The sequence below is a fragment of the Geobacter benzoatilyticus genome, from assembly GCF_017338855.1.
Classification (GTDB): Bacteria; Desulfobacterota; Desulfuromonadia; order Geobacterales; family Geobacteraceae; genus Geobacter; species Geobacter benzoatilyticus.
Map to the genome: position 1 here is coordinate 1413878 of NZ_CP071382.1, position 22046 is coordinate 1435923.

At 58.7% G+C, this 22046-nt stretch carries 21 protein-coding genes and 1 tRNA gene; 14 read left to right on the forward strand and 8 right to left on the reverse strand.

Annotated elements, in window-relative coordinates; all coding sequences use genetic code 11:
• Positions 1-44 precede the first annotated feature (44 nt).
• The 3 genes from JZM60_RS06660 (at position 45) to JZM60_RS06670 (ending at position 6725) form a co-directional block, all read left to right on the forward strand.
• Positions 45-1910, forward strand: coding sequence for a B12-binding domain-containing radical SAM protein (locus JZM60_RS06660; RefSeq protein WP_207164719.1), 1866 nt, complete (start codon positions 45-47; stop codon positions 1908-1910).
• A gap of 385 nt (positions 1911-2295) precedes the next feature.
• Positions 2296-4152, forward strand: coding sequence for a cytochrome c3 family protein (locus tag JZM60_RS06665; RefSeq protein ID WP_207164720.1), 1857 nt, complete (start codon positions 2296-2298; stop codon positions 4150-4152).
• Between the two features lie 293 nt (positions 4153-4445).
• Complete coding sequence (locus JZM60_RS06670; RefSeq protein ID WP_207164721.1) at positions 4446-6725, forward strand: hybrid sensor histidine kinase/response regulator; 2280 nt, start codon at positions 4446-4448, stop codon at positions 6723-6725.
• Positions 6726-6813: 88 nt separating this feature from the next.
• Here JZM60_RS06670 and JZM60_RS06675 read toward each other — a convergent pair.
• Positions 6814-6889, reverse strand: a tRNA-Phe gene (locus JZM60_RS06675).
• Between the two features lie 97 nt (positions 6890-6986).
• On the reverse strand, positions 6987-7550 hold the full coding sequence (locus JZM60_RS06680; protein WP_207164722.1) for an elongation factor P: 564 nt from the start codon (positions 7548-7550) through the stop codon (positions 6987-6989).
• 172 nt (positions 7551-7722) lie between these two features.
• Here JZM60_RS06680 and yaaA point away from each other — a divergent pair, with 172 nt between their 5' ends.
• The 8 genes from yaaA (at position 7723) to JZM60_RS06720 (ending at position 14686) form a co-directional block, all read left to right on the forward strand.
• Entirely contained in the window at positions 7723-7920 is a 198-nt protein-coding gene (gene yaaA, locus JZM60_RS06685) for a S4 domain-containing protein YaaA (RefSeq protein ID WP_207164723.1), read from the forward strand.
• A 14-nt stretch (positions 7921-7934) separates the two neighbouring features.
• Positions 7935-9194, forward strand: coding sequence for a YjgN family protein (locus JZM60_RS06690; protein ID WP_207164724.1), 1260 nt, complete (start codon positions 7935-7937; stop codon positions 9192-9194).
• Positions 9194-10237, forward strand: a complete 1044-nt coding sequence (locus tag JZM60_RS06695) for a M48 family metallopeptidase (RefSeq protein ID WP_207164725.1) — start codon at positions 9194-9196, stop codon at positions 10235-10237. Before JZM60_RS06690 ends, JZM60_RS06695 begins: the two co-directional genes overlap by 1 nt.
• Positions 10234-10947 (forward strand): uracil-DNA glycosylase family protein, encoded by a 714-nt coding sequence (locus JZM60_RS06700; protein WP_207164726.1) that lies wholly within the window; start codon positions 10234-10236, stop codon positions 10945-10947. The genes JZM60_RS06695 and JZM60_RS06700 overlap by 4 nt, the downstream gene beginning before the upstream one ends.
• Positions 10948-11137: 190 nt before the next feature.
• Entirely contained in the window at positions 11138-11614 is a 477-nt protein-coding gene (locus JZM60_RS06705) for a MaoC family dehydratase (protein WP_207164727.1), read from the forward strand.
• Positions 11615-11625: 11 nt separating this feature from the next.
• A complete protein-coding gene (locus JZM60_RS06710) occupies positions 11626-12042 on the forward strand; it encodes a thiol-disulfide oxidoreductase DCC family protein (protein ID WP_207164729.1) in 417 nt (138 codons plus the stop codon).
• 86 nt (positions 12043-12128) lie between these two features.
• A complete protein-coding gene (locus JZM60_RS06715) occupies positions 12129-14405 on the forward strand; it encodes a Tex family protein (RefSeq protein WP_207164731.1) in 2277 nt (758 codons plus the stop codon).
• Positions 14406-14512: 107 nt separating this feature from the next.
• On the forward strand, positions 14513-14686 hold the full coding sequence (locus JZM60_RS06720) for a hypothetical protein (RefSeq protein WP_207164733.1): 174 nt from the start codon (positions 14513-14515) through the stop codon (positions 14684-14686).
• A 75-nt stretch (positions 14687-14761) separates the two neighbouring features.
• Here JZM60_RS06720 and tpx read toward each other — a convergent pair whose 3' ends face one another.
• Both tpx and JZM60_RS06730 read right to left on the reverse strand, forming a co-directional pair.
• The gene (gene tpx, locus JZM60_RS06725) at positions 14762-15277 is read right to left on the reverse strand and encodes a thiol peroxidase (RefSeq protein ID WP_207164735.1); all 516 of its coding nucleotides are present in this window, start codon (positions 15275-15277) and stop codon (positions 14762-14764) included.
• Between the two features lie 84 nt (positions 15278-15361).
• On the reverse strand, positions 15362-15871 hold the full coding sequence (locus JZM60_RS06730; RefSeq protein WP_207164737.1) for a chemotaxis protein CheX: 510 nt from the start codon (positions 15869-15871) through the stop codon (positions 15362-15364).
• Between the two features lie 202 nt (positions 15872-16073).
• Here JZM60_RS06730 and rdgC point away from each other — a divergent pair, with 202 nt between their 5' ends.
• The gene (gene rdgC, locus JZM60_RS06735; RefSeq protein WP_207164739.1) at positions 16074-17240 is read left to right on the forward strand and encodes a recombination-associated protein RdgC; all 1167 of its coding nucleotides are present in this window, start codon (positions 16074-16076) and stop codon (positions 17238-17240) included.
• A 74-nt stretch (positions 17241-17314) separates the two neighbouring features.
• Here the strand turns inward: rdgC and JZM60_RS06740 are convergent, their stop codons facing one another.
• Complete coding sequence (locus JZM60_RS06740; RefSeq protein ID WP_207164741.1) at positions 17315-17725, reverse strand: hypothetical protein; 411 nt, start codon at positions 17723-17725, stop codon at positions 17315-17317.
• Between the two features lie 197 nt (positions 17726-17922).
• Here JZM60_RS06740 and JZM60_RS06745 point away from each other — a divergent pair, with 197 nt between their 5' ends.
• Complete coding sequence (locus JZM60_RS06745) at positions 17923-18096, forward strand: hypothetical protein (protein WP_207164743.1); 174 nt, start codon at positions 17923-17925, stop codon at positions 18094-18096.
• Positions 18097-18117: 21 nt separating this feature from the next.
• Here JZM60_RS06745 and istB read toward each other — a convergent pair whose 3' ends face one another.
• Together istB and istA are read right to left on the reverse strand one after the other, a co-directional pair.
• Entirely contained in the window at positions 18118-18912 is a 795-nt protein-coding gene (istB, locus tag JZM60_RS06750) for an IS21-like element ISGme4 family helper ATPase IstB (protein WP_207163103.1), read from the reverse strand.
• Positions 18909-19934, reverse strand: a complete 1026-nt coding sequence (istA, locus tag JZM60_RS06755) for an IS21 family transposase (RefSeq protein ID WP_207163102.1) — start codon at positions 19932-19934, stop codon at positions 18909-18911. Before istA ends, istB begins: the two co-directional genes overlap by 4 nt.
• A 59-nt stretch (positions 19935-19993) precedes the next feature.
• Between istA and JZM60_RS06760 the strand changes: the two genes are divergently transcribed.
• Positions 19994-20941: an IS630 family transposase gene (locus JZM60_RS06760; RefSeq protein ID WP_241426423.1), complete on the forward strand. Its 948-nt coding sequence runs from the start codon at positions 19994-19996 to the stop codon at positions 20939-20941.
• Positions 20942-20954: 13 nt separating this feature from the next.
• Here JZM60_RS06760 and JZM60_RS06765 read toward each other — a convergent pair whose 3' ends face one another.
• Positions 20955-21890, reverse strand: coding sequence for a hypothetical protein (locus tag JZM60_RS06765; RefSeq protein WP_207164747.1), 936 nt, complete (start codon positions 21888-21890; stop codon positions 20955-20957).
• Positions 21891-22046 lie beyond the last annotated feature (156 nt).

Genomic DNA, 22046 nt, shown 5'->3' on the forward strand with positions numbered 1-22046 from the left:
TCGGGGCGCGCGTATTTCTTCACTCTTTGTCATCGGAGGAGCCCGTGAAGGTCGTTCTTGCCGCAATCCACCCTTCCCCTTCGCCGCAGTCCGTTCCCCTTGCCAATGCATTTCTCAAGGCGTATCTCGCAACGGATGAGGAGCTGGCTTCCCGCGTAGAAGTCGAACTCTGCGACTTTTATGTTGCCGATCCCGCAGAAGCCTGTGCCGCCGAAATTCTCTCCCATGATCCCGATGCCGTGGGTTTTTCCCTCTACCTCTGGAATCTTGACGCATCCGCGAGACTGGCTGATGCGTTGAGGCGGGAGCGGCCGGGGCTCGTGATTTTTGCCGGAGGCCCCCAGGCGACTGCGGACCCCCCTGGTACGCTCGCCGGCGGAGGTTATGATTTCCTGATCCTCGGCGAAGGGGAGGTGCCCTTCCTTGAGATGGCGGCACGCCTCTGCGCCGGGGAGTCCCCCCGTGGCGGCGCCGGGACCGCCTGGCTTGAAGGGGATCAGCTGGAAAGCCGTTCCCAGAGGCCCGTGGCTATCATTGATACTGTGCCGTCGCCGTTCCTTTCGGGGGCGATCGATCCCGCCCGCCATGGCGGGCTCCTCTGGCAACTCTCCAGGGGATGCGACTTCGCCTGCGAATACTGTTTCGACTACAAGGGGACCAAGGGGGTGCGGCGGTTTTCGCTGGAGCGGATCGACGCCGAACTGGACTTTCTCGTGCGTGGCAATGTCCCCCAGGTGTTTGTTCTCGATTCCACCTTCAATATCGACCCGAAGCGGGCAAAAACCATTCTCCGCATGATTCGCAAGCGTGCCCCCCACATTCACTTCCATTTCGAAGTGCGGAGCGAGTTCGTTGACCGGGAGATGGCGCGGCTCTTCGCCGGGATTACCTGCTCGCTCCAGATTGGCCTCCAGAGCGCAGATCCGGTTGTGCTGAAGGGGATCCGGCGCCATTTCGACCCCGATGACTTCTGCAAGCGCGTGTCGATGCTGAACGAAAGCGGCGCCGTCTTCGGCTTTGATCTCATCTATGGGCTCCCCGGCGATTCGCTTGCAGGGTTCAGGCGCTCCATCGATTTTGCCATTGCGCTCTATCCGAACCATCTGGATATCTTCCCCCTTGCTGTCCTCCCCGGTACCCCTCTCGCCGGCCGTGCCGGGAAGGCGGGACTGGCCCACCTTGCAGGCCCTCCCTATACCGTCACCGCTACGCCGTCGTTTCCGGCGCGGGATATGGCGCGCGCCGCCCGGATTGCCTCAGCCTGCGACATCTTCTACAGTCGGGGTAGGGCCGTCGCCTGGTTCAATGGGGTTGTTGCGCCACTTGCCCTGACTCCGTCGGAGTTCCTTGACGCCTTCGGGGAGTGGCTCGAGCGTGAGGGGGGTGCGCCCCGTGAAGAAGCTTTGAGCGATGAGGCGATCTGGTCGCTCCAACGGGCTTTTCTGCGTCATGCCTTTACCGGGAAACGTGCCCGGCTGCTTCCAGCCGCCCTTGATCTGGTCGATTACCACTACCACTATGCAGCCGCACTCCTGGCGCCGGCGCCGGAACTCCCCACCGACCGCAGCCTGGCCTCCATGAATATGCTCGACCAACGCCTGCATCTTTCGCCATCCGCAAGACTTGCCCGATTTTCCTATGAAATTGCCGATCTTCTGGAAGCCGGCGACGTCGATCTGAGAGAAATCTGCGCCTGCTTCTCTCCCTGTAAATCGTGGGCCGTCATTTACCCCCGTGGCGGCGAGGTTTTTACCGAGTCACTCATGGAATCCTATTTCCTGCTGCTCGAAGGGCTTGACGGCAAGAACAGGGCCGGAGATGTCGCGTCACGGCTCGGCCTTTCCGGGGAGGAAGCGGCGGAGTTCCTTGAATTTGCTGCGGCCGAGGGGGTTGTTACCATAAAACCATAGCAGGATTGCCTTTGGCGCGGCATGGAGGGGGGTGTTGGAGCGGCCCGGCAGCGGGATGTAACCATATTGTGCTCAACCTGTTCCATGTGCCCCTTGTTTTAGGCGTCTATGTATAAAAAAAGTATACTATTTTGTTGCATTTTACCCCCCTCGGTATTACTATCGGCGAGATTGACGTTAATTTGTTGAGCAGTTTCTAATGCGTAAAATAGCGTTTTATTTAAGGCGGCTTATACTTCTATCCTAACCTACTGAATACTCTTGCTTAATATTGATATCCCGCACTTTCCGATCAAAAATCAGACATCTTGACCAACTGTAATTATAACTTGTTTTACCGTTGATTTCGGGAGACAAGCAAAACACCTCACAAGGAGGAGCATACATGTTGTCGAAGGTTTTCCGGCTGTTCCCCGTACTGCTGCTGCTCATGGCGGTTGCACGGCCTGCGGCTGCCGAAAGCGGCATGGCAATCGATCCTGCCACCTGTCTCGGCTGTCACAGCGGCAAGGTTTCCGCAAGTGCATTTGCGGCATCCGTTCACGGTAAAAATGCCTGTACAAGCTGCCACGTGGAGATCACCGATCTTGCGAAGCACATGCGGGGCGAGACCAAGGTTAACAAGGTTCGCTGCGAGCGCTGCCACAAGAAGGAGAACTCCGAGCACTACGCCAGCGTCCACGCACAGAAGGAAGTTATGTGCGCCGACTGCCACACCGATATCCATACCCATACCTACTGGAACAAGGATAAGCGGAAGGTTGTGGCCAAGTGTATCCAGTGCCATGACAAGGAAGCGGGGTATCGCAACTCTATCCATGGCAAGGGCGTTGCCGCCGGCAATATGGACTCCGCTGCCTGTAACGACTGCCATAACCTCCATGCCATCAAGCCTCTCGGTGATCCGAAGTCCAAGGAGAACCGTGAGTTCCATACCAAGGTCTGCATGAAGTGCCACGCCGACGAGAAGATGATGGAGCGTAACAACGTCTTCACCGTTGCCGTCGAAACCTTCATGGAAAGCTATCACGGCAAGAACTACCGTCTCGGCTTCCCCGAGAAGGTTGCCGGTTGCGCCGACTGCCACACCGCCCACGGTGTTCTGCCGGCAAAGGACCCGAACTCCAGCGTCAATCCCCAGAATCTTACCGCCACCTGTGCCAAGTGCCACGAGAAGGCGACGCCCCTCTTCACCAAGTTCTACTCCCACGGCTCCCATGACCGCGAGAAGTATCCGATTCTTTTCTATACCTTCATCGCCATGACCGGCCTGCTCGTCAGCACCTTCGCCGTGTTCTGGGTCCATACCCTCCTCTGGATGTTCCGGGGCTTCGTGGAGAACCGCGAGAAGCAGCAGGCTCTCATCAATGGTCACCAGGAACACCATATTGAAGATGGGCACAAGGTGTACCGCCGCTTCAAGCGTCGTCACATCGCCCTGCACCTCCTGGTTATCATCAGCTTCCTCCTGCTGTCCGTTTCGGGGCTCCCCCTCAAGTTCAGCGACCAGCAGTGGGCCAAGTTCATGATGGACCACATCTTCGGACATTCCGCCAATGCGGCCTTCGTTCACCGTATCGGCGCCTGCATCACCTTCGTCTATTTCGTCGGCTCGCTGCTCCTCTCCTTCCACTTCCTCTTCGTGCGCAAGGATCTCAAGGGCAACTGGCTCCAGCGCATGTTCGGCCCCGACTCCCTCATGCCGAACCTCCGCGATATCTCCGACGTGGCCGGCATGGTCCGGTGGTTCCTCTTCCGGGGGCCGAAGCCGACCTTCGAGCGGTGGACATACTGGGAAAAATTCGACTTCATCGCGGTCTTCTGGGGTATGTTCGCCATCGGCGGCTCGGGCCTGATGCTCTGGTTCCCCGAGTTTTTCGGCAGCTTCCTCCCGGGCTGGATGTTCAACGTGGCCACCATCGTCCACTCCGATGAAGCGCTTCTTGCCACGGGCTTCATCTTCACGGTCCACTTCTTCAATACCCACGGCCGTCCCGAGAAGTTCCCCATGGACTTCGTCATCTTCAACGGCCAGCTGCCGAAGCATGAATTCCTCGAAGAACGTGGGGATCAGTGGAAGCGTTATGAAGAACTGGGTATCACCGAGCAGTTCGCTGCCAAGAAGACCAGTGGCGTTGCCTATGACTTTATCGTCAAGACCTTTGGCTTCTGCGCTGTCATCATCGGCATCTCGCTGACGGTGCTGATGCTCTTTGCCTTCCTCTCCGGAGGAGGTCACTAAGGGCCGAAGGAAGTAATAGCTTGAATATGATGGAAAAGGGGTGGCTGATTGCCACCCCTTTTTTTTTGCAACGTCATCCATGGGGAAATGGGCATGGTGAAGTGCAATGCATATTATTTTTAAGCAACAGTCATGTTTTCCGCATGATATTTGCTTTCTGCGTAATGGATGCTAACTTCATTAAATCGCAAGTTTTGGCAGACCGCATCCTTCAAAGAGTTCCGCGGAGGAACTGCCGTCGGAACGGCAAACCCGGTGGTTTCTGAATCGACAATGGATTTGTGAGGGGAAAGATGACCTTCAGCCTGGATAATCCGCAAAAGAACAAACAAGACATATTGGATTCTGTCGGCATTTTGACAGCCATCCGCGACGCCATCAGCGTGCAGGATCTAAACCTCAGAATCCTCTATCAAAATCCAGCACACAAGCAGCTCATGGGAGATCATGCCGGGGAATACTGCTACGCGGCCTACCAGCACAAAGATAAAGCGTGCGAGGGATGCCACCTGCTGCGGTCGTTCAGGGACGGCCTCAGTCACCAGCGTGAGACGAGCGTCGTCATCGACAATGAGGTGCATTATGTGGAGATAACGTCCTCTCCGCTGCGTGATGCCGATGGCGCCATCGTCGGCGGCATCGAGTCGGTCAGGGATATAACCGAACGGGAGAAGAACCGGGAGGAGCTGAACTATGTCAGTGAGTGTTTCCGGCAGGCATTGAACGACTCCCAGCATATCCTGTACCGCCTGAATGTGAAAAAGGGGTGCTACGACTATATCGGGCCGGCTTTTGAGAAAATTACCGGTTACCGGCTTGCGGAGTTCAGGAAAACAAGCCTGGAACAACTGCCGGAATACTTCCATCCCGATGACCGGCAGCGTATTTTCGGCCATATTGAAGAGACATTGCGTACCCGCACCGGCCCTGCCGTCAGCTTTGACCTGGAATACCGCTTAAGAAAGGCAGACGGCAGCTACTGCTGGCTCCATGATTCGAATACTGCCTGTTTTGACGAGCATGGTGAGCTGGAGTGTTTTTTCGGTTCGGCCCTTGACATCACCGAGCAAAAGCGTGCTGAAGAGCTTCTGCGGCAGAGTGAGGAGCGTTTACGCTCCATCATCAACGCGAACCCTGAGCCTCAATTTCTCATCGACCGGGATGGAACCATAATAATGGGGAACCAGTCCCTGGCGAAGCGCTTGGGCAAAAGCCTCGACGAGGTGCAGGGCCATAACGTGGCAGAGTTCGGCCCCCCCGATCTCCATGAGTGCCGCATGATGCAGGTAGAAGAGGTGTTCAGGAGCGGAAAACCGCAAGTGTTTACTGATTCCCGCGCCGGTTTGGAGCTGGAAAACCATTTTTACCCGATATTCGACCAGGAAGGGATGGTGTCCCAGCTTGCCATCCTCTCCATCGATATATCAGAAAGAAATATGCTGCAACAGCAACTGCTGCGCACCCAGAAGCTGGAAAGCCTGGGAGTTCTGGCCGGCGGCATTGCCCATGACTTCAATAATATTCTCACCGGGGTCATGGGAAATATTTCCTTTGCCAAAATGTTCCTCAATGACACCCATGAAGCCTATGGCTCCCTTGAAAATGCGGAAAAAGCCTCCAAACGGGCAGCTGAACTGGTCAAGAAACTGCTTATTTTCGCGAAGGGGGGGCAACCGGTCAAGAAACCGGTTTTTGTGCAAAACATCATACAAAGCGCGATGGCTCTCTTTCTCAGCGGAACAGCGGTAAAGGGAAGCGTTGACATGCCCCATGCCCTTCCCGCGGTGGATGGAGATGAGATTCAGCTCTGCCAGGCATTCGACAATATTATCGTCAACGCGGTGCAGGCTATGCCCGCAGGCGGAAATTTGACGGTCAGCGGGGCAACGGTTGTTCTCCCAGCTGAGAACAGTGTCGGGCTTTCCGCCGGCGAGTATGTGAAGATAACATTCAGGGACGAGGGAAGCGGCATAACCGAAGCTGATCAGAAAAAAATCTTCGACCCATATTTCAGCACCAAGGCAAGCGGGCTGGGTCTCGGTTTGGCCTCGACCCATGCAATCATCGCAAAGCACGACGGCCAGATTACCGTCGAATCAGCAATCGGAGTCGGGACGGCCTTTACGCTATATCTCCCGGTAACGGCTTCCACATCCGTCGAGCATCGAAGGGAGACGGGGGGGGTAGCCGGAAAGCCCGGCCGCAGAGTCCTGGTCATGGATGATGATGAAATGGTCAGAGACTTTGCCACAATGGCCCTGGAGCGGCTTGGACACGTTGTGGCAACCTGCGGCAATGGTGGCGAAGCCATTGCGTCATACCGTGCGGCAAAAGAAGCTGGAACCCCTTTTTCCGTTGTGATAATGGATCTCACGATTCCGGGGGGCATGGGGGGGGCCGAGACTGCCAGGCGCATCCGCGACTTTGATCCGGATGCATTACTGGTCGTCTCCAGCGGTTATTCCGATGATCCCGTCATGGCGAACTACAGGGAGTACGGATTCTGCGCTGCGCTGGAAAAGCCCTACACGGCTGCAAAAATCGCCGAGATCTTTGCTGGATTCGATTCTTAATGTTCTGGAGAGTTAAGTGTGGTTTTGTGAGTACATCATCGAAAAAGAAAAAAGGCTTCACGGGAAACCCGCGAAGCCTTGATTTTTCTGGTGCCCAGAGACGGAGTCGAACCGCCGACACGAGGATTTTCAGTCCTCTGCTCTACCGACTGAGCTATCTGGGCGAAAAGAGCTTTAACTTATAGCCCGAACATGTGTATGTGTCAACATGTTTTTCGCCTGTTGTCCGCCGCTGTCACGATATGCCGCTGCTACTGCTGATTAGGCACGGGAGACGAACCGGCAGTCGCGGGTGTCGACCTTGATCTTTTCTCCCACTTCCAGGTAGGGAGGAACCTGGAGGGTTAGTCCGGTTTCGAGTGTCGCCTCCTTGGTCTGGGCGGTGGCAGTGGCGTTCTTCATGACCGGGGGCGTGTCGGTGACGGTGAGTTCCACCACCTGGGGCGGATCGACGCTCACCAGGCGCTCCTGGAACAGCCCCAGGGTCACCTCGGTGCCGTCAAGAAGGTAGGGCTGGATAACTTCGAAGGCCTCGGCTTCCATCTCGAACTGCTCATAGGTTTCCAGGTCCATGAAGACCCCCCGATCGCCGTCGGCGTAGAGGAACTGCCCCTTGTGGCGCTCGAAGTCGGCTTCCTCCACCTTGTCGCCGGAGCGGAAGGTTTTTTCCAGCACCTGGGCGGTGAGGAGGTTGCGGTACTTGGTCTTGACCATGGTGCTGGCGCCCCGGGCCGAGGGGGACTGGAAGTGGACATCGAGGATGACGCAGGGGGCGCCGTCGAGCTTGATGACGAGGCCCCGCTTGAAGTCGGATGTGGTGAGCATTGCGAATCTCCTTTGGGCGTGAAAAATCTCCTCTTCATAACAAAAAAGTGCTACAAAGACAACCAACTTGGACTGATACCCGAATTCGTAGCCGATGGCGCCCGGCTTCACTTCACCGGTGCACCCTCGCTCACGGATTCAGGTTCATACTAAACGGGAGTGCCATCACAAAATGAAGATAGAAACCGAATACATAAAGCTCGACAGTTTTCTGAAGGCGGAGAACATCGTTGCCTCCGGCGGCGAGGCGAAAATCATAATCGCCGAGGGGGAGGTCCGGGTGAATGGCGAGGTGGAAACGCGGCGCGGCAGGAAACTGCGGCCCGGTGACCGGGTCGAGGCGGGCGGTGAAACGCTCGTGGTCGAATGATGGGGGATGCCGCCATGGAGCAGGTGAGTTGCCCCCACTGCCGGTTTACCAAGGAGATGCCCGCCGGCGCCATTCCCGACGGGGCGCGGGTGACCTGTCCCAGCTGCGGCGGGAAGTTCGTTTTTGCCAGGGGGGGGGAGCGGCCGGCTGAACCGGCTCCTGGGGCTGCGGCACCGGCGGTGGTTCCGCCGGCGGCAGATGCACAATCCGCCCCCCGCCGTCCGGCTCTCCCAAGAAGCCTCCGCTTCACCTTCACCGGGTCGGCGAAGGAGTATTTCGGCATCTGGATCGTCAACACGCTCCTGAAGATAGTGACCCTCGGGGCCTATTCGGCCTGGGCCAAGGTCCGCAAGCGCCGTTACTTCTACGGCAATACCCTTCTGGACGGAAGTCCCTTCGACTACCTGGCCGACCCCAAGGCCCTCTTCCGGGGGTGGCTTATCGGGGTCCTGGCGTTCCTGCTCTACACGGCGGGGACCCGTTATGCGCCGAGTGTTTCGTCATTTCTCGGCTTCCTTTTCTTCTTCACGGTGCCGTGGCTCGTGGTCCGGTCGCGGCTGTTCAACTGCCGCAACTCCAGCTACCGCAACCTCCGGTTCGGCTTCAGGGAGGAGTACCGGGAGGCCTACGTGGTCTACGCCGGCCTTGCCTTCCTCCTGCCGTTCACCCTGGGACTCATCTTCCCCTATCTCATCTTCCGCCAGAAGAAGTTCCTGGTGGAGCAAAGCTCCTACGGCCGGACGCCTTTCACCTTCACGGCCACCGGGAAGGATTACTACTTCCTCTTCCTGAAGGCGGCGGGGTGGCTGGCGCTTCTCATCATCGTGGTGCTGCCGGCGGCCTTCTCCATGGTCTCCACCCTGGCCGAAGGGGGGGCGCTCCTGGCCGATGCCGACCTGGGGCGCACGCAGATGATGGTGGCCGCACTCATGGCATTAACCCTGCCGCTCCTCTATTTCTTTGTCGTAGTCTATGTGCAGACCGCCCTGGCCAACCTTACCTGGAACAGCACGCGCATTGCCGGAAGCAGCTTTGTGAGCCGGCTTCGGGTCCGGGATATGGCCTGGCTCTACCTTTCCAACGCCGTTGCCATCATCGCGAGCCTTGGCCTCATGATCCCGTGGGCGTCGGTGCGGCTTGCCCGGTACCGGTTCGAGACCCTCTCCGTGGAGGGGATTGCGGATATGGAGGCATTCCGGGCCGGGTTCCAGGGGGACGTGGGGGCTGCCGGCGAGGAGATCGGCGACATTTTCGGCATCGACGTGGCCCTGTGATGACGGCGCCCGGCATCTACTACGACGGCAAGACCTCGGCCCGGCGGACCGTGCGCCTCACCCTGGAGGGGAACCGCCTCGTCGTGGCGGGGGAGGGGGTGGATGTTTCCGCCGAGCTTGCCCGCCTCGTCATCTCTGCGCCGCTGTCCACGGCGCGGCGGTCGGTCCGCTTCCCCTCCGGCGCCCTCTGCGAAGTGAGCGACGCCCGCTTCATGGACGAGCTTCTGCGGCGCCAGGGGAAAGGGAAAACTTCGGCCGTGATCCACCGTTGGGAGCGGAGCCTCCCCCTGGCCCTGGTGGCTCTCGTGTTGACTGTGGCGGTGGTATGGGGCTTTGTGGCCTTCGGCATCCCCGCCATGGCCGAGCGGGTCGCCCGGGCCGTTCCCCCGGCCACCGAGGTCTCCCTGGGGCGGGAGAGCCTTGCGATGCTCGACAAGCTCGTCTTCACAGCGTCCCGGCTCCCCGATTCCCGGCGCCGGGAGCTCACAACCCATTTCTCCCGCATGACCCGGGAGCTCCCCTTTGCCGCCGGCTACCGGCTGGAATTTCGCAAGAGCGACACCCTGGGGGCCAATGCCCTGGCGCTCCCGTCGGGAATCATCGTCGTCACCGACCGCCTTGTGGAGATGGCCGCAAGCGACGACGAACTGATCGGCGTCCTGGCCCACGAGATGGGGCACGTGCGGCACCGCCACGCCCTGCGCCACGTTCTCCAGAATTCGGCCACGGGCCTTGTGGTCGCCGCCATCACCGGCGACATCACCTCCATCACTTCCCTGGCAGCCACGCTCCCAACGGCCCTCATCGACGCCTCCTATTCCCGCAGCTTCGAAACGGAGGCCGACGACGCGGCGGTGGAATACCTGAAACGCCGGGGAATTCCCCTGAAGAGCTACGCCGACATGCTGGGCCGACTCGAAGCGGAGCACCGGAAGAAGAGCGGCGAAACCGGAACGGAAAAGAAGAAATCCCTTGGCGACTACTTCTCCACCCATCCGGTCACCGAGGAGCGGATCCGGCGGGTCATGGAGGCGAATCGATGACGGGACTTGCGACCATTGCCGACACCTTGGCCGCCGATCTTGAGGGGCTTTCCTTTTCATCGCCGGTGGCCCACGTCTACAACCCCCTTGTCTACGCCCGAGAGCCCCACTCCGCCTATCTATCCCGCTTCGGATCGCCCCCCAAGGAGGCCCTCTTCGTCGGCATGAACCCCGGCCCATGGGGGATGGCCCAGACCGGCGTCCCCTTCGGGGAGATCGGGGTGGTGACCGAGTGGCTCGGGATCACCGGGACGGTCGGGCGGCCAGCGGAGGAGCACCCGAAGAAGCGGGTCGACGGCTTCGCCTGCCGACGGAGCGAGGTGAGCGGCCGGCGGCTCTGGGGGCTCATCCGGGAGCGGTTCGGGACGCCGGAGCGTTTCTTCGGCCGCTTCTTCGTGGCCAACTACTGCCCGCTCCTCTTCCTCACCGCCGACGGTGGCAACATCACCCCGGACAAGCTGCGCCGGGGGGAGCAGGAGCCACTCTTCGCCGCCTGCGACCTGGCCCTGCGCCGGACCGTGGAACTGCTGCAACCGCGGGTGGTCATCGGCGTCGGCGGGTTTGCCGAGGGGCGCTGCCGCGAGGCCCTGGCCGGTCTCAACGTGGAGGTGGGGCGGATCATCCACCCGAGCCCCGCCAGTCCCGCCGCCAACCGGGACTGGGCCGGTACCGCCCTGCGGCAGCTTGCGGAGCTTGGTATCGATTTCTGAGCATTGAAGCCGAAAAAACTTTGAAACACGGAGCAACGGAGCACACGGAGTAAAATCTGAGAAGATTTCTTTGATTTTCCTGGAGGATTGTGCCAGTAACGTTTGTGCATGGCTTCTGGATCGAGTTTTTGATTCCTCCGTGTGCTCCGTTGCTCCGTGTTATGAATAGGTTTTTTCAGGAGGTTCACCCGTGCCCGCAGCAGACGAACTTATCGCTTTCCTCTCTCCCAAGCTCGGCACCGAGATCCACGTGGGGCCCTGGCTGGTGATGGAGCAGGCGCGGATCGACGCCTTTGCCGCGGCCACCGGCGACGTCCAGTGGATCCATACCGATCCGGAGCGGGCCCGGCGCGAATCCCCCTATGGCACCACCATCGCCCACGGTTTTCTGACCCTGTCGCTTCTCCCCTTCCTCACCGAGGCCAACGCGCCGGGACAGTTCGAGCGGAACTACCCCGGCATGCGCCTGCGGGTCAACTACGGCCTCAACCGGGTCCGGTTCCCGGCGCCGGTGAAGTGCGGCTCCCGCATCCGGGCCCGAACCAGGCTCACGGGCCTGGAGCCCCTGGGGGATGCGGTGCAGATCACTTACGAGATCACCGTGGAGATCGACGGGGAGCCGAAGCCCGCCTGCGTGGTGGAGCAGCTCTTCCGACTCTATCCCTGAGGAGGACTCCGATGCCGACACCTCCCGCATTTCCCTTGACGGTCTTCTACGACGGCGCCTGCTCCGTCTGCGCGGCGGAGATGTCCCACTACCGGAGCAAGAACCACGGGGGGCGCCTTATCTTTGTCGACATCAGTGACCATTCCTTCGACCCGTCTCCCTACGGCATCACCCTCGACGAGTTCATGGCCCGGATGCACGCCATCGACCGGTCCGGCCGGGTCTATCGCGCCGTGGAGGCCTTCTGGGCCATATGGCAGGCTTTCCCGGCCTCGACCCTCTACGGGTTCCTCGGGGCACTCGTCATGGCCCCCGGCGTGAACCTTCTGGCCCGGCTCGGCTACCGGGGCTTCGCCCGCATCCGGAAATATTTCCCCCGCCGAACGCCCCCCTGCGACGGCGGTTCCTGCCGCATCGACCACCGCTGAGCGCGCCGTCGTTCCCTCCCTTTTCAACCGAACTCCCCTGTGGTAGTATCCATCCCCTTTTCATCCCGCCGTACAAAGGACCAACCATGAGCCAGAGCAGCGACATTCTCACGAAAATCATTGCGTTCATCATCGAAGAGACCGGCCTGAAGCCGTTCCAGGTGGAAAACACCGTGGAGCTCCTGAAGGAGGGGGCCACGGTGCCGTTCATCGCCCGCTACCGGAAGGAGCGGACCGGGGAGCTGGACGAGGTGCAGATCCGCACCGTGGAGGAGCGCCTTGCCTACTTCTCCGAGCTGGAGGAGCGGAAGGTTACGGTGCTGAAATCCATCGAGGAGCAGGGGAAGCTGACCCCTGAGCTGAAGCTCCGCATCGAGGGCTCCCGGCAGAAGACGGAAGTGGAGGATCTCTACCTCCCCTACAAGCCCAAGCGCCGCACCAAGGCCACCATCGCCAAGGAGCGGGGGCTGGAGCCCCTGGCGGATATCATGGCGGCCCAGGAGCTTACGGCCGGCACGCCGGAGGAGGCGGCGCTCCCCTTCGTGGACCCGGAAAAAGAAGTCCCCGATGCGGCGGCGGCCCTGGATGGGGCGGGGCATATTCTGGCGGAGCGGCTGGCCGACGATGCCGACGCCCGGGCCTTTGTGCGGCGCCTCACCTGGGACGACGGCATCTTCGCCTCCCGCGTGGCCGGCGACAAGAAGGAGGCGGTCACCAAGTTCGAGATGTACTACGACCACCGGGAGCCCCTGAAGATCGTCCCCTCCCACCGGATGCTCGCTATGCGCCGGGGGGAGAAGGAGGAGGTGCTGCTCCTGGCAGTCGAGGCGCCGGTGCCGGAGATCCACGCCGGCCTCAAGGCCCGGCTCGCGAGCCGGGAGAGCATCTTCCGGCCGCTCCTGGAACGGGTGGCCGAGGATGCCTACAAGCGGCTCCTGGCCCCCTCCATCGAGGTGGAGCTGCGGCTGGAGGCGAAGAAGCTGGCCGACGAGGCGGCCATCCGGGTCTTTGCCCAGAACCTGCGGAACCTGCTCCTGGCCCCGCCGGCCGGGGGGAAGCGGGTTCTCGGCATCGACCCGGGGCTTCGGACCGGCTCGAAACTGGCGGCGATGGACGGCACCGGCCGCTTCCTGGAGCATGTGACCATTTACCCCCACACCGGCGAGGGTCGCGTCGCCGGGGCAAAAAAAGATTTGCTGCGGCTCGTGGAGGCCCACGGTGCCGAGATGATCGCCGTGGGGAACGGCACCGCCGGGCGGGAGATCGAGCAGTTTGCCAAGGAGACCCTGGCCGAGGCTGGGAAGCGGTTGCCGGTGGTCATGGTTAGCGAGGCCGGGGCCAGCGTCTACTCGGCGTCGGAGATCGCCCGGGAGGAGTTCCCGGAGCTGGACCTCACGGTGCGGGGGGCCATCTCCATCGCCCGCCGCCTCCAGGACCCCCTGGCGGAGCTGGTGAAGATCGACCCCAAGAGCATCGGCGTGGGGCAGTACCAGCACGACGTGGACCAGAAGGCCCTGAAAAAGGCCCTGGATGATGTGGTGGAATCGTGCGTCAACTTTGTCGGCGTCGATCTCAACACCGCCTCCTGGGCGCTCCTATCCTATGTTTCCGGCGTGGGGCAGTCCCTGGCCAAGGCCATCGTGGCCCGGCGTGACGCCGAGGGCCCCTTCGCCTCCCGGCGGGGGCTCCTGAAGGTCCCCCGCTTTGGCGAGAAGGCTTTCGAGCAGGCGGCGGGCTTCCTTCGCATCCGGGGTGGCGAGCATCCCCTGGACAACACCGCCGTCCACCCGGAGCGCTACCCGGTGGTGGAGGCCATGGCCGCGGACCTGGGGGTCTCCCTGGCACAGCTTGCCGCCGACCCGGCCCTGGCGGCGCGGATCGACCTCAAGCGGTATGTTACCGAGGCCGTGGGGCTTCCGACCCTGCGGGACATTGCGGCGGAACTGAAAAAACCGGGGCGGGACCCCCGGGAGGAGTTCAAGACCGCCGCCTTTCGGGACGACATCCGGGAGATCGCGGACCTCAAGGAGGGGATGATCCTCCAGGGGGTGGTGACCAACGTCACCGCCTTCGGCGCCTTCGTGGACATCGGCGTCCACCAGGACGGCCTCGTCCACGTGAGCCATCTGGCGTCCCGGTTCGTGAAGGACCCCAACGAGGCGGTCCGGGTGGGGGAGGTGGTGAAGGTGAAGGTCCTGGCCGTGGACGGGGCCCGCAAGCGGATTTCCCTTTCCATCCGCGAGGCGGCGGAAGGGGGAGCGCCGCGGCCCAAGGGAGAACGGCCCCCTCGGGAGGAGAGAGGGAACGGAGGACTCGACCTGGCAAAGCTGGAAAAGGCGGGGTTTCGGGTGAAGAAGCGGTGAGCGGACCTGGTTTCCGGTATTGACTTTTTCGCACAGGAGCGTATTTATTGACTGTTGCTAACCGTCAATGCACGACGAAAATACTGAATAGGGAAGGAGAAACAGCAATGGCGCAAATGGTGATTATGGCTTGGAAGGGAATTATCTGGCTTTTTTCGGCGGTTTTGTTCGGTATCCCCCTCGTTTTTTTCAGTGTGGTTGACTGGGTTCTTGACCAGATTTCCGGGGAAAGCCGCAACATCGACACGCGGCTTGGTTACTGGAAACCTTACGAGCAGTAGCACGGACAGCGTTTCCCCGAAACATGAAAGGCCCGCATTGAGCGGGCCTTTCGCATTTCAGCAGAGCGGCTGATCCTAAAGCAGAGTTTTGGCCGCAGCCAGTACCGCGGCGTAGTCGGGCTCGCTGGTCACTTCCGGAACAATCTGGATGTACCGGATGGTGTCTGTCGAATCGATTACGAAGATTACACGGGAAAGAAGCATCAGTTCCTTGATGAGGACTCCGTAGGCGAGGCCGAAGGCGCGGTCCCGGTAATCGGAAAGGGTTTTCACCCGCTCGATGCCGGCGGCGCCGCACCAGCGCTTCTGGGCGAAGGGGAGGTCCATGCTCACGGTGAGGAGGACGGTGTTGTCGGGGAGCGCGGCCGCCTCCTGGTTGAAGCGGCGTGTTTCGGTGTCGCAGACCGGGGTGTCGAGGGAAGGAACGGCGCTGATAATCTTGATTTTTCCGGAAAAATCGGCCAGGGACACCGGTGCAAGGCCGGTGTCGACGGCAGTGAAGGCGGGGGCCTTGTCCCCGACATTGAGAGCCGGGCCCACAAGGGTCATGGGATTTCCCTTAAAGGTGATGATTCCTGAGCGTTCCTGCATTTAAAATGTCCTCCTTTTCGGATTGATTGCCCACCAAGTTTACCGCAAGGGGGCGAAAAGAAAAGGAGGAAGCCCGGACAGTTTTCAGCATCCCTCCAGTTGCAGCGTCGTCAGGAACCGCTGCTCTCCCCGCTCGAAGGGGACAACAACCGCCGCGCCGCTGGAAACTACTTCCACCGAGTATTCCTTGCCGGCGATGACCGATGGCGTCGAGAGGCAGACGTTCATTCCCCTTCCCGAGAAAATCATCTTTATCTCGCCGGCCAGCATGTTGGTTATCTCGCCGATGGCGTCGTTCACGTCCCCTTCATCTTCGAGTTCGTCCAGACCCATGCCGAGCATGGATGCCGTGACCTCCCGGGCCAGTTCTTCGGGTATGTGGAGCCCAACCATTCCCGAGCAGTCTCCGCCGAGCCCCACCATCCCCGAAATGCTGCAGGTGAAATGGGAGACCGGCTTATCCAGAGGGTAGCTGTCGGCAAGATCGTCGATAAAGACCATCGTGGAGAAGATATTTTTCACTGCCCCGACCATGTGGGCGACCAGGTCCGCCTCGTTCAGTGTTGCGCCTCCGACGGTAAAGCTAAGTGGCATTGCAGGCTCCTCTTTCAGACGAAATGGTGCGCTTTATGGAAAGTGCGCCCCCATGGAAACGTATCGACCCCAGCGACGAAAACTATAATATTTTTTTCATCAGGGCCATCTGTCGTGTCGGCTCCTACAAAAGTGCTTGCCCTCGGAGCCCCAATGGGTGTATCACTTCACCCCTTCAATTTCGTGAGCAAGGAGTGAAACTATGGGCATTCTTTCCGGCACCGTCGCCGTTTGTCAGTTCAAGGTTACCGGGGACCTCCCCTCCGGCGATCTCTATTCCTATGTCGCCGAAAATCTCGTCAAGCAGGCCTTTCAGCCCATCGACCAGGGGGCGGCCGAGCAGTCCGTGGGGTGGGTCCACCTGGACGACCACCGGCAGATGAGCTTCGACACTCCCTCGGCCTTCTGGCGCGACCATTACGTGGTCTTCACCCTCCGCCGCGACCAGCGCAAGCTTCCCGCCGCCCTGGTGAAAGCCTACCTCCAGGTGGCCGAGCACGAGTATCTTGCTGCCAACCCCGGTTTCAACCGGGTGCCGAAACAGAAGCGGGAAGAGCTTAAGGAGTCGGTGCGCCTGAACCTCCTGACCAAGACCCTGCCGGTCCCCTCAACGTGGGATGCGGTCTGGGATACCCGCACCGGCATCGTCACCTTTACCTCTCTCTCGGCCCCCATCATCGAGCTCTTCGAGGCCCAGTTCAAGAAGACCTTCGAGGGGGCGCGCCTGGTGGCGATTCATCCCTATGCCAGGGCCGAGGCCGTCGTGGGCGAGGAGTTGATGCCTGCCCTGGAGAAAGCGAACCTCGCCACCAGCGACGCAGCCATCGATCTGATCCGGAGCAACCAGTGGCTCGGATGGGACTTCCTCCTCTGGCTCCTCCACCGGACCATGACCGAGGCGTCCGAGTACCGGGTGAACCGGCCCGGCCCGGCCCTGGCCGACGACCCCTTCGTGGCCTATCTCAACGACCGCCTCGTGCTCATGAGCGTCGGCGAGGCCGGCACCCAGAAAATCACCGTGGCCGGCCCCCAGGACCACTTCCGGGAGGCAGTGACCGCCCTCGCCCACGGCAAGCGGATCACCGAGTCCACCATCTACCTGGAGCAGGATGAGAACATCTGGAAGCTGACCCTCAAGGGGGAGCTCTTCCACTTCGCCTCCTTCAAATCCCCCAAGGTGGCCATTGAGAAGGGGGACCACGTGGACGAGGGGAGCGAGCGGGAGGCCGCCTTCTACGAGCGGATGTACGTCGTCGAGCAGGGGCTTCAGTTTTTCGACAGCCTCTACGCGGAATTCCTGAAGGTCCGCCTTGGGGCGGGTTGGGGAGATGAGCTGGCCCGGATCGAGGGGTGGCTGGCGGGGGAGTGAGGCGAGGAGGGTGAGGAAACGTCGTGGGCGGTGGGCGGGATTCACCGCTCCACCGACCTGGTTTATGAGTTTGCCTATAGCGAGTTTATGTCGAACCCATAAACAGCTGGAATTTTTTCAAAGCCAGCAGCTATGGAGCAATGGAATCTGTGACAGCCTGCAATTAGCTTAAACTTGTATTTTTTATCGCCATTCAAATTCACAACCTCCACCGGTGGAAGTGGAACTCCAAGTTCAATAGCTTTTAGAATTGAGACTGTCCTCTCTCTTGCTGTTTTAAACACCCCGTCGGATTCACCGCCTTTGAAAATTGGGACGTTTTCTCCTCTTATTTTCGGGAAAACCTCAGCGACACTCACTAGGAAAATATTTTCGCTATTTTCGTATTCATAATGAGATTTTCCGTTCGGCTCTGACGAGAAACCAGCTTCATTCACCCAGTCCTCGGGAATTACGAATGATATCTCGTTGGTATTGACTCTCATACTTCCTCATAACGGGCCGGAAGTTGACCGGCTGCGACCGGTCCAACTTCCTGGTTGGAATCCTTCTTTTCGAGTTATCAATTTATCAATACCCCGTCTAACAGCCTTCCCCTAGCCCGTTCAAGTAGGGGACGTTTTCGCTATTGACTCGGTGAATAAATATTCAAATTTACTATAATTTGTGATATACTTCGGGCATGAAAACTACAGATGCCCGCAAGCTAAATCAAGAAACACAGTATGAACTTCGCAAGCAAGTCGTTCGTCTCAAAGAAAAAGGCGAACTGGACAATCAAGCCATTTCAGAAATCGTCGGTTTGTGTCAACGGCAATCGAAAATTGACCCACCTTACCGGTTGATCGGAAATTGAAAAATGACCCACCTTCCTGGGTTAATCATCAATCTGAGGTGTCGGTAGTTGCTGTCCGAGAATGCCAGCGCGTCGCTTCTCTTTCAGTCGATAGCTGTCGCCCCTGATCTGGATAACGTGGGAGTGGTGCAGCAGCCGGTCGAGCATGGCTGATGTCAGTGCCGTATTGCCGCCGAAAGCCTGTTCCCATTCTCCGAAACTCAGGTTCGAGGTGAGAATGACGGACCCGGTCTCGTACCTTTTGGCGATTACCTGGAAGAACAGGTTCGCCTGCGTTTCGCTGAACGGGAGGTACCCAATCTCATCAATGATGAGCAGTCTCGGCCCCAGGACACTGCGCCGCATTACTTCCTTGTACCGCCCCTGCCGCTGGGCGCTTTCGAGTTGCAGCATCAGATCGGCGGCGGAGATGAAGCGCACCTTCACGCCGCACTGGGTTGCCCGATAGCCGAGCGCGATGGCGAGATGAGTCTTGCCGGTGCCGCTGGGCCCGAGCAGGATTACATTCTCCCGGCGCTCTAAAAACGCCATCGCCGACAGGTCCAGGATTCGCTGCTTCGGGGCTCCGGTGGCGAACTCAAAGTCATAATCCTCGAGGGTCTTGATCGCGGGAAAGCCGGCGAGCTTTGCCATTGTGTGGCGTGAGCGGCCTTGCCGGACCTCGTTCTCGGCCTTGAGGACCTGTTCGAGGTAGTCGATGTAGGAGGACTCCTGCTTTGCCGCGGCATCGGCAAGGTCGGCGTACACATCGGTCACCGCCAGAAACTTCAAGTCGTCGCAGAGAGTAACCATGCGCTGGTGCTGGATGTCGCTCATAGCCGCCCCTCCTGAAGGATCTGCTCATAAAAGGAGGCTGGGCGCTGAAGCGGGATCACCGGCCACGGCATTGGAGTGATGATTTCCGGCTTGCCCGGCTCGACCGCAACCCTTGGCGGCAACGACAGCATCGCCGGTCGCTCTATTTCGAGCCGATCGCAGGGCCGCTCGCCGGTTTCGCCATGGATGCGGCAGTTGGCTACGTCCTTAAGCCAGTTTCGGACCTCGATGTTCGCGGTCGCTACATCGAGGGTTAATCCTGCCTGCTTCAGGCGCGAGACCAGCGGGTAGTAGAAGCTGTACCGCAGGTAGCGGTTGAACCGTTCTACCTTCCCCTTGGTCTTGGCCCGGTACGGCTTGCACAGCCTGGGGATGAACCCGAAATGCTTGGCGGTGTCCCACAGGCCGGAGTGGAAGCGGTGGTTACCCTCACCGAAGGCGTTTCGCTCCAGCACGACGGTCTTCATGTTGTCATAGAGCACTTCGCGCGGGACGCCGCCGAAGAAGGAGAATGCCATCTCGTGGCACTCCCGAAGGACGTCGAACGCCTGGCTGGTGGTGAAGATGACGAACGAATCCCGGCTGAAACCTAGAGTTCCCACGAACGCGTACAGCGGGTGCTTCCCCTTGCGCAGTTCGCACCAATCAGCTTGCATCTGCTTGCCGGGCTCCGTTTCGAACCGGACAACGGGTTCCGGCGTGACGCGGGAATACAGTGTCGCCAAAAACGTTCTGACGGTGCGTTCGCAGCCCTCGTAGCCAAGGCTTTTGATCTCCCGAGCAAGCACCGGAGCGGGAATCCGATGCGGCAGCGCCGCCTTTACCCGCTCTTCGAGAAACGCTTTAAATGGGTCAAGCTTCCCCGGTCGCTTCACCCGTTCTTTGTAACGGGGATCGGCGGTCGACCTGAGAAACTTTCTGACCGTGTTTCGGCATAGCCCGGTGATCCGCGAGATCTCACGAATGCTCTTGCCCTGCTTCTTGAGAATTCTGACTTCCATACACTCTTCCTTTCCGATCATGCCGACCCTCCAGGTCGGCTAGGTTATCAGGAAGAGTGGGTCAATTTTCAATTTCCGAAGTGGGTCATTTTTACATTGCCGCTAACAGTTTGTGTTCAACCTACATCAGTACGATCTGGAAAAAGTACCAACGTGGCGGTCTGGATGCCATCAAGCCAGGGGTTCGTGGTCGCCGTCACGGGGAACAACGAGAACTGACAGCCATGCAAGAGGCTGATATCCAGAAGTTGCTAGTCGATAAGACGCCCGATCAGTTGAAATTGTCCTTCGCACTCTGGACCCGTGATGCCGTACGGTTGGCAATCAAGCAACATTACGGCATAGATTTGCCGCTACGAACCATCACCGACTATCTGAAGCGGTGGGGCTTTACCCCTCAGAAACCGACGAAAAGAGCCTACGAGCAAAACCCAAAGGCGGTTCAACAGTGGCATGAGACGGTCTACCCCCAGATTCAGGCCCGCGCCAAACAGGAAAAGGCCGAAATTCACTGGGGTGACGAGACCGGCATTCAGAACGATGCTTACAATACCAAAGGTTTTGCCCCCAAAGGGAAAACGCCAGTCGTGCGAATTAACGCCACGAAAAGCCGGGTCAACATGATCTCATCCATTACAAATCAGGGGAAAGTCCGGTTCATGATGTACCGGGAAACCATGACTGCCCAGGTGCTGATTAAATTCATGTCTCGGTTGATCAAGGATGCGGGCCGCAAGGTGTTTCTGATTTTGGACAACTTACGGGTGCACCACAGCAAAATGGTCAAAGACTGGCTGTTGGAGAACAAAGACCAAATCGAGGTCTTTTATCTCCCCTCGTACTCGCCGGAACTCAATCCCGATGAGTATCTCAATGGGGACCTCAAGCATTGTATCCGGTCTGGGCTTCCTCCTCGATCAGAGAAGGAACTGACCAAGAAAACCAGATCATTCATGCGAAAACTTCAAAATAGGCCACAACATGTCCGAAACTACTTCAGGCATCCAAAGATCGCCTATGCTGCCTGATTTGAACGTTTAATCACCGGAGCAATAAGATTAATTTTTCTTGGCTAGGCTCCACTGCTTTAACCTCACTGGAAGAAGTGGCAGGCTCCCTTAGTTCACCGTGAAGTAAATCTTTTGTTGGAATCATGTAGATTGGAGGCAAGTGGCTATTAACGGCCTTTATTAGGCTATTATATGTCCCTACTGTTTCCATAATTGGTTCTTGAAGCTCGTGACGAGGGTCTGCTGCTATCATCATTGAATCAACGTCCTTTACATGACCTTCTAAGTCAGAAATCCATCGAACACAGAGAGGGTATGAATACATTGTTTCTACGACTAGGTGTTGTTTATCCTCAAGAAGCCCAACAGGTCGAATCCAACAGAACAATTCAGATGGGTAATTGATCGAGAGCATGAGCAAAACAAGACAGTCACCAAGGGGTGCTAAAATATCATCATGGGTTAGTCGTGTGGTTCTGTCAGTAAAAATGTCTGAATCTAAATGTGCTGCAATTTTATTACGAACCTTTCGGAGAGACCTGTGAGCTTTGTTTTTTCTTAGACGCCTGGCAACCTTTTGGTAGGTGTCACGATCCTGAGGTGGCCAGGAATTGTCCCGAATCTTACGAGCCCCTTCATGGTTTGTTACTGTTAGAAGTTGCAATACAACGTCTATCATGCTGCAAACTGGTACCGCCATGCGGTTAATTGCACGTCTTCTGGTTTTTTGGTCAAGAAACTGATTTATGTAAAATAGTACATCACGACACGCTTCCGCGCCGAGGACCAACTGCCTCGTGAGATCATTTCCTGGTTGCCAGCGATCCGATATCCCTTCTTCGCCAAGAATATCTACTATACCAGGTGTGAATAAGCCGCCACCTGGCGCAGCATAGATCGGATGTCCAGACAATTTTGGTATAAGATTTTCCATTGTAGCTTCGTCGAAAATCAATTTAAACGCCATCTAGCACCTCAAAGCGTAGAGCGATTCCTGCTTATTTTTCCCTTCTGGGTCACCGATCCAACTCGTGATTGACCGGTTCACGCACGCGCGTGAACCGGTGATCTACCCAAACAGAATATTTAGTCTGTGCACATTAAAACAGCTCAACTACAAGAA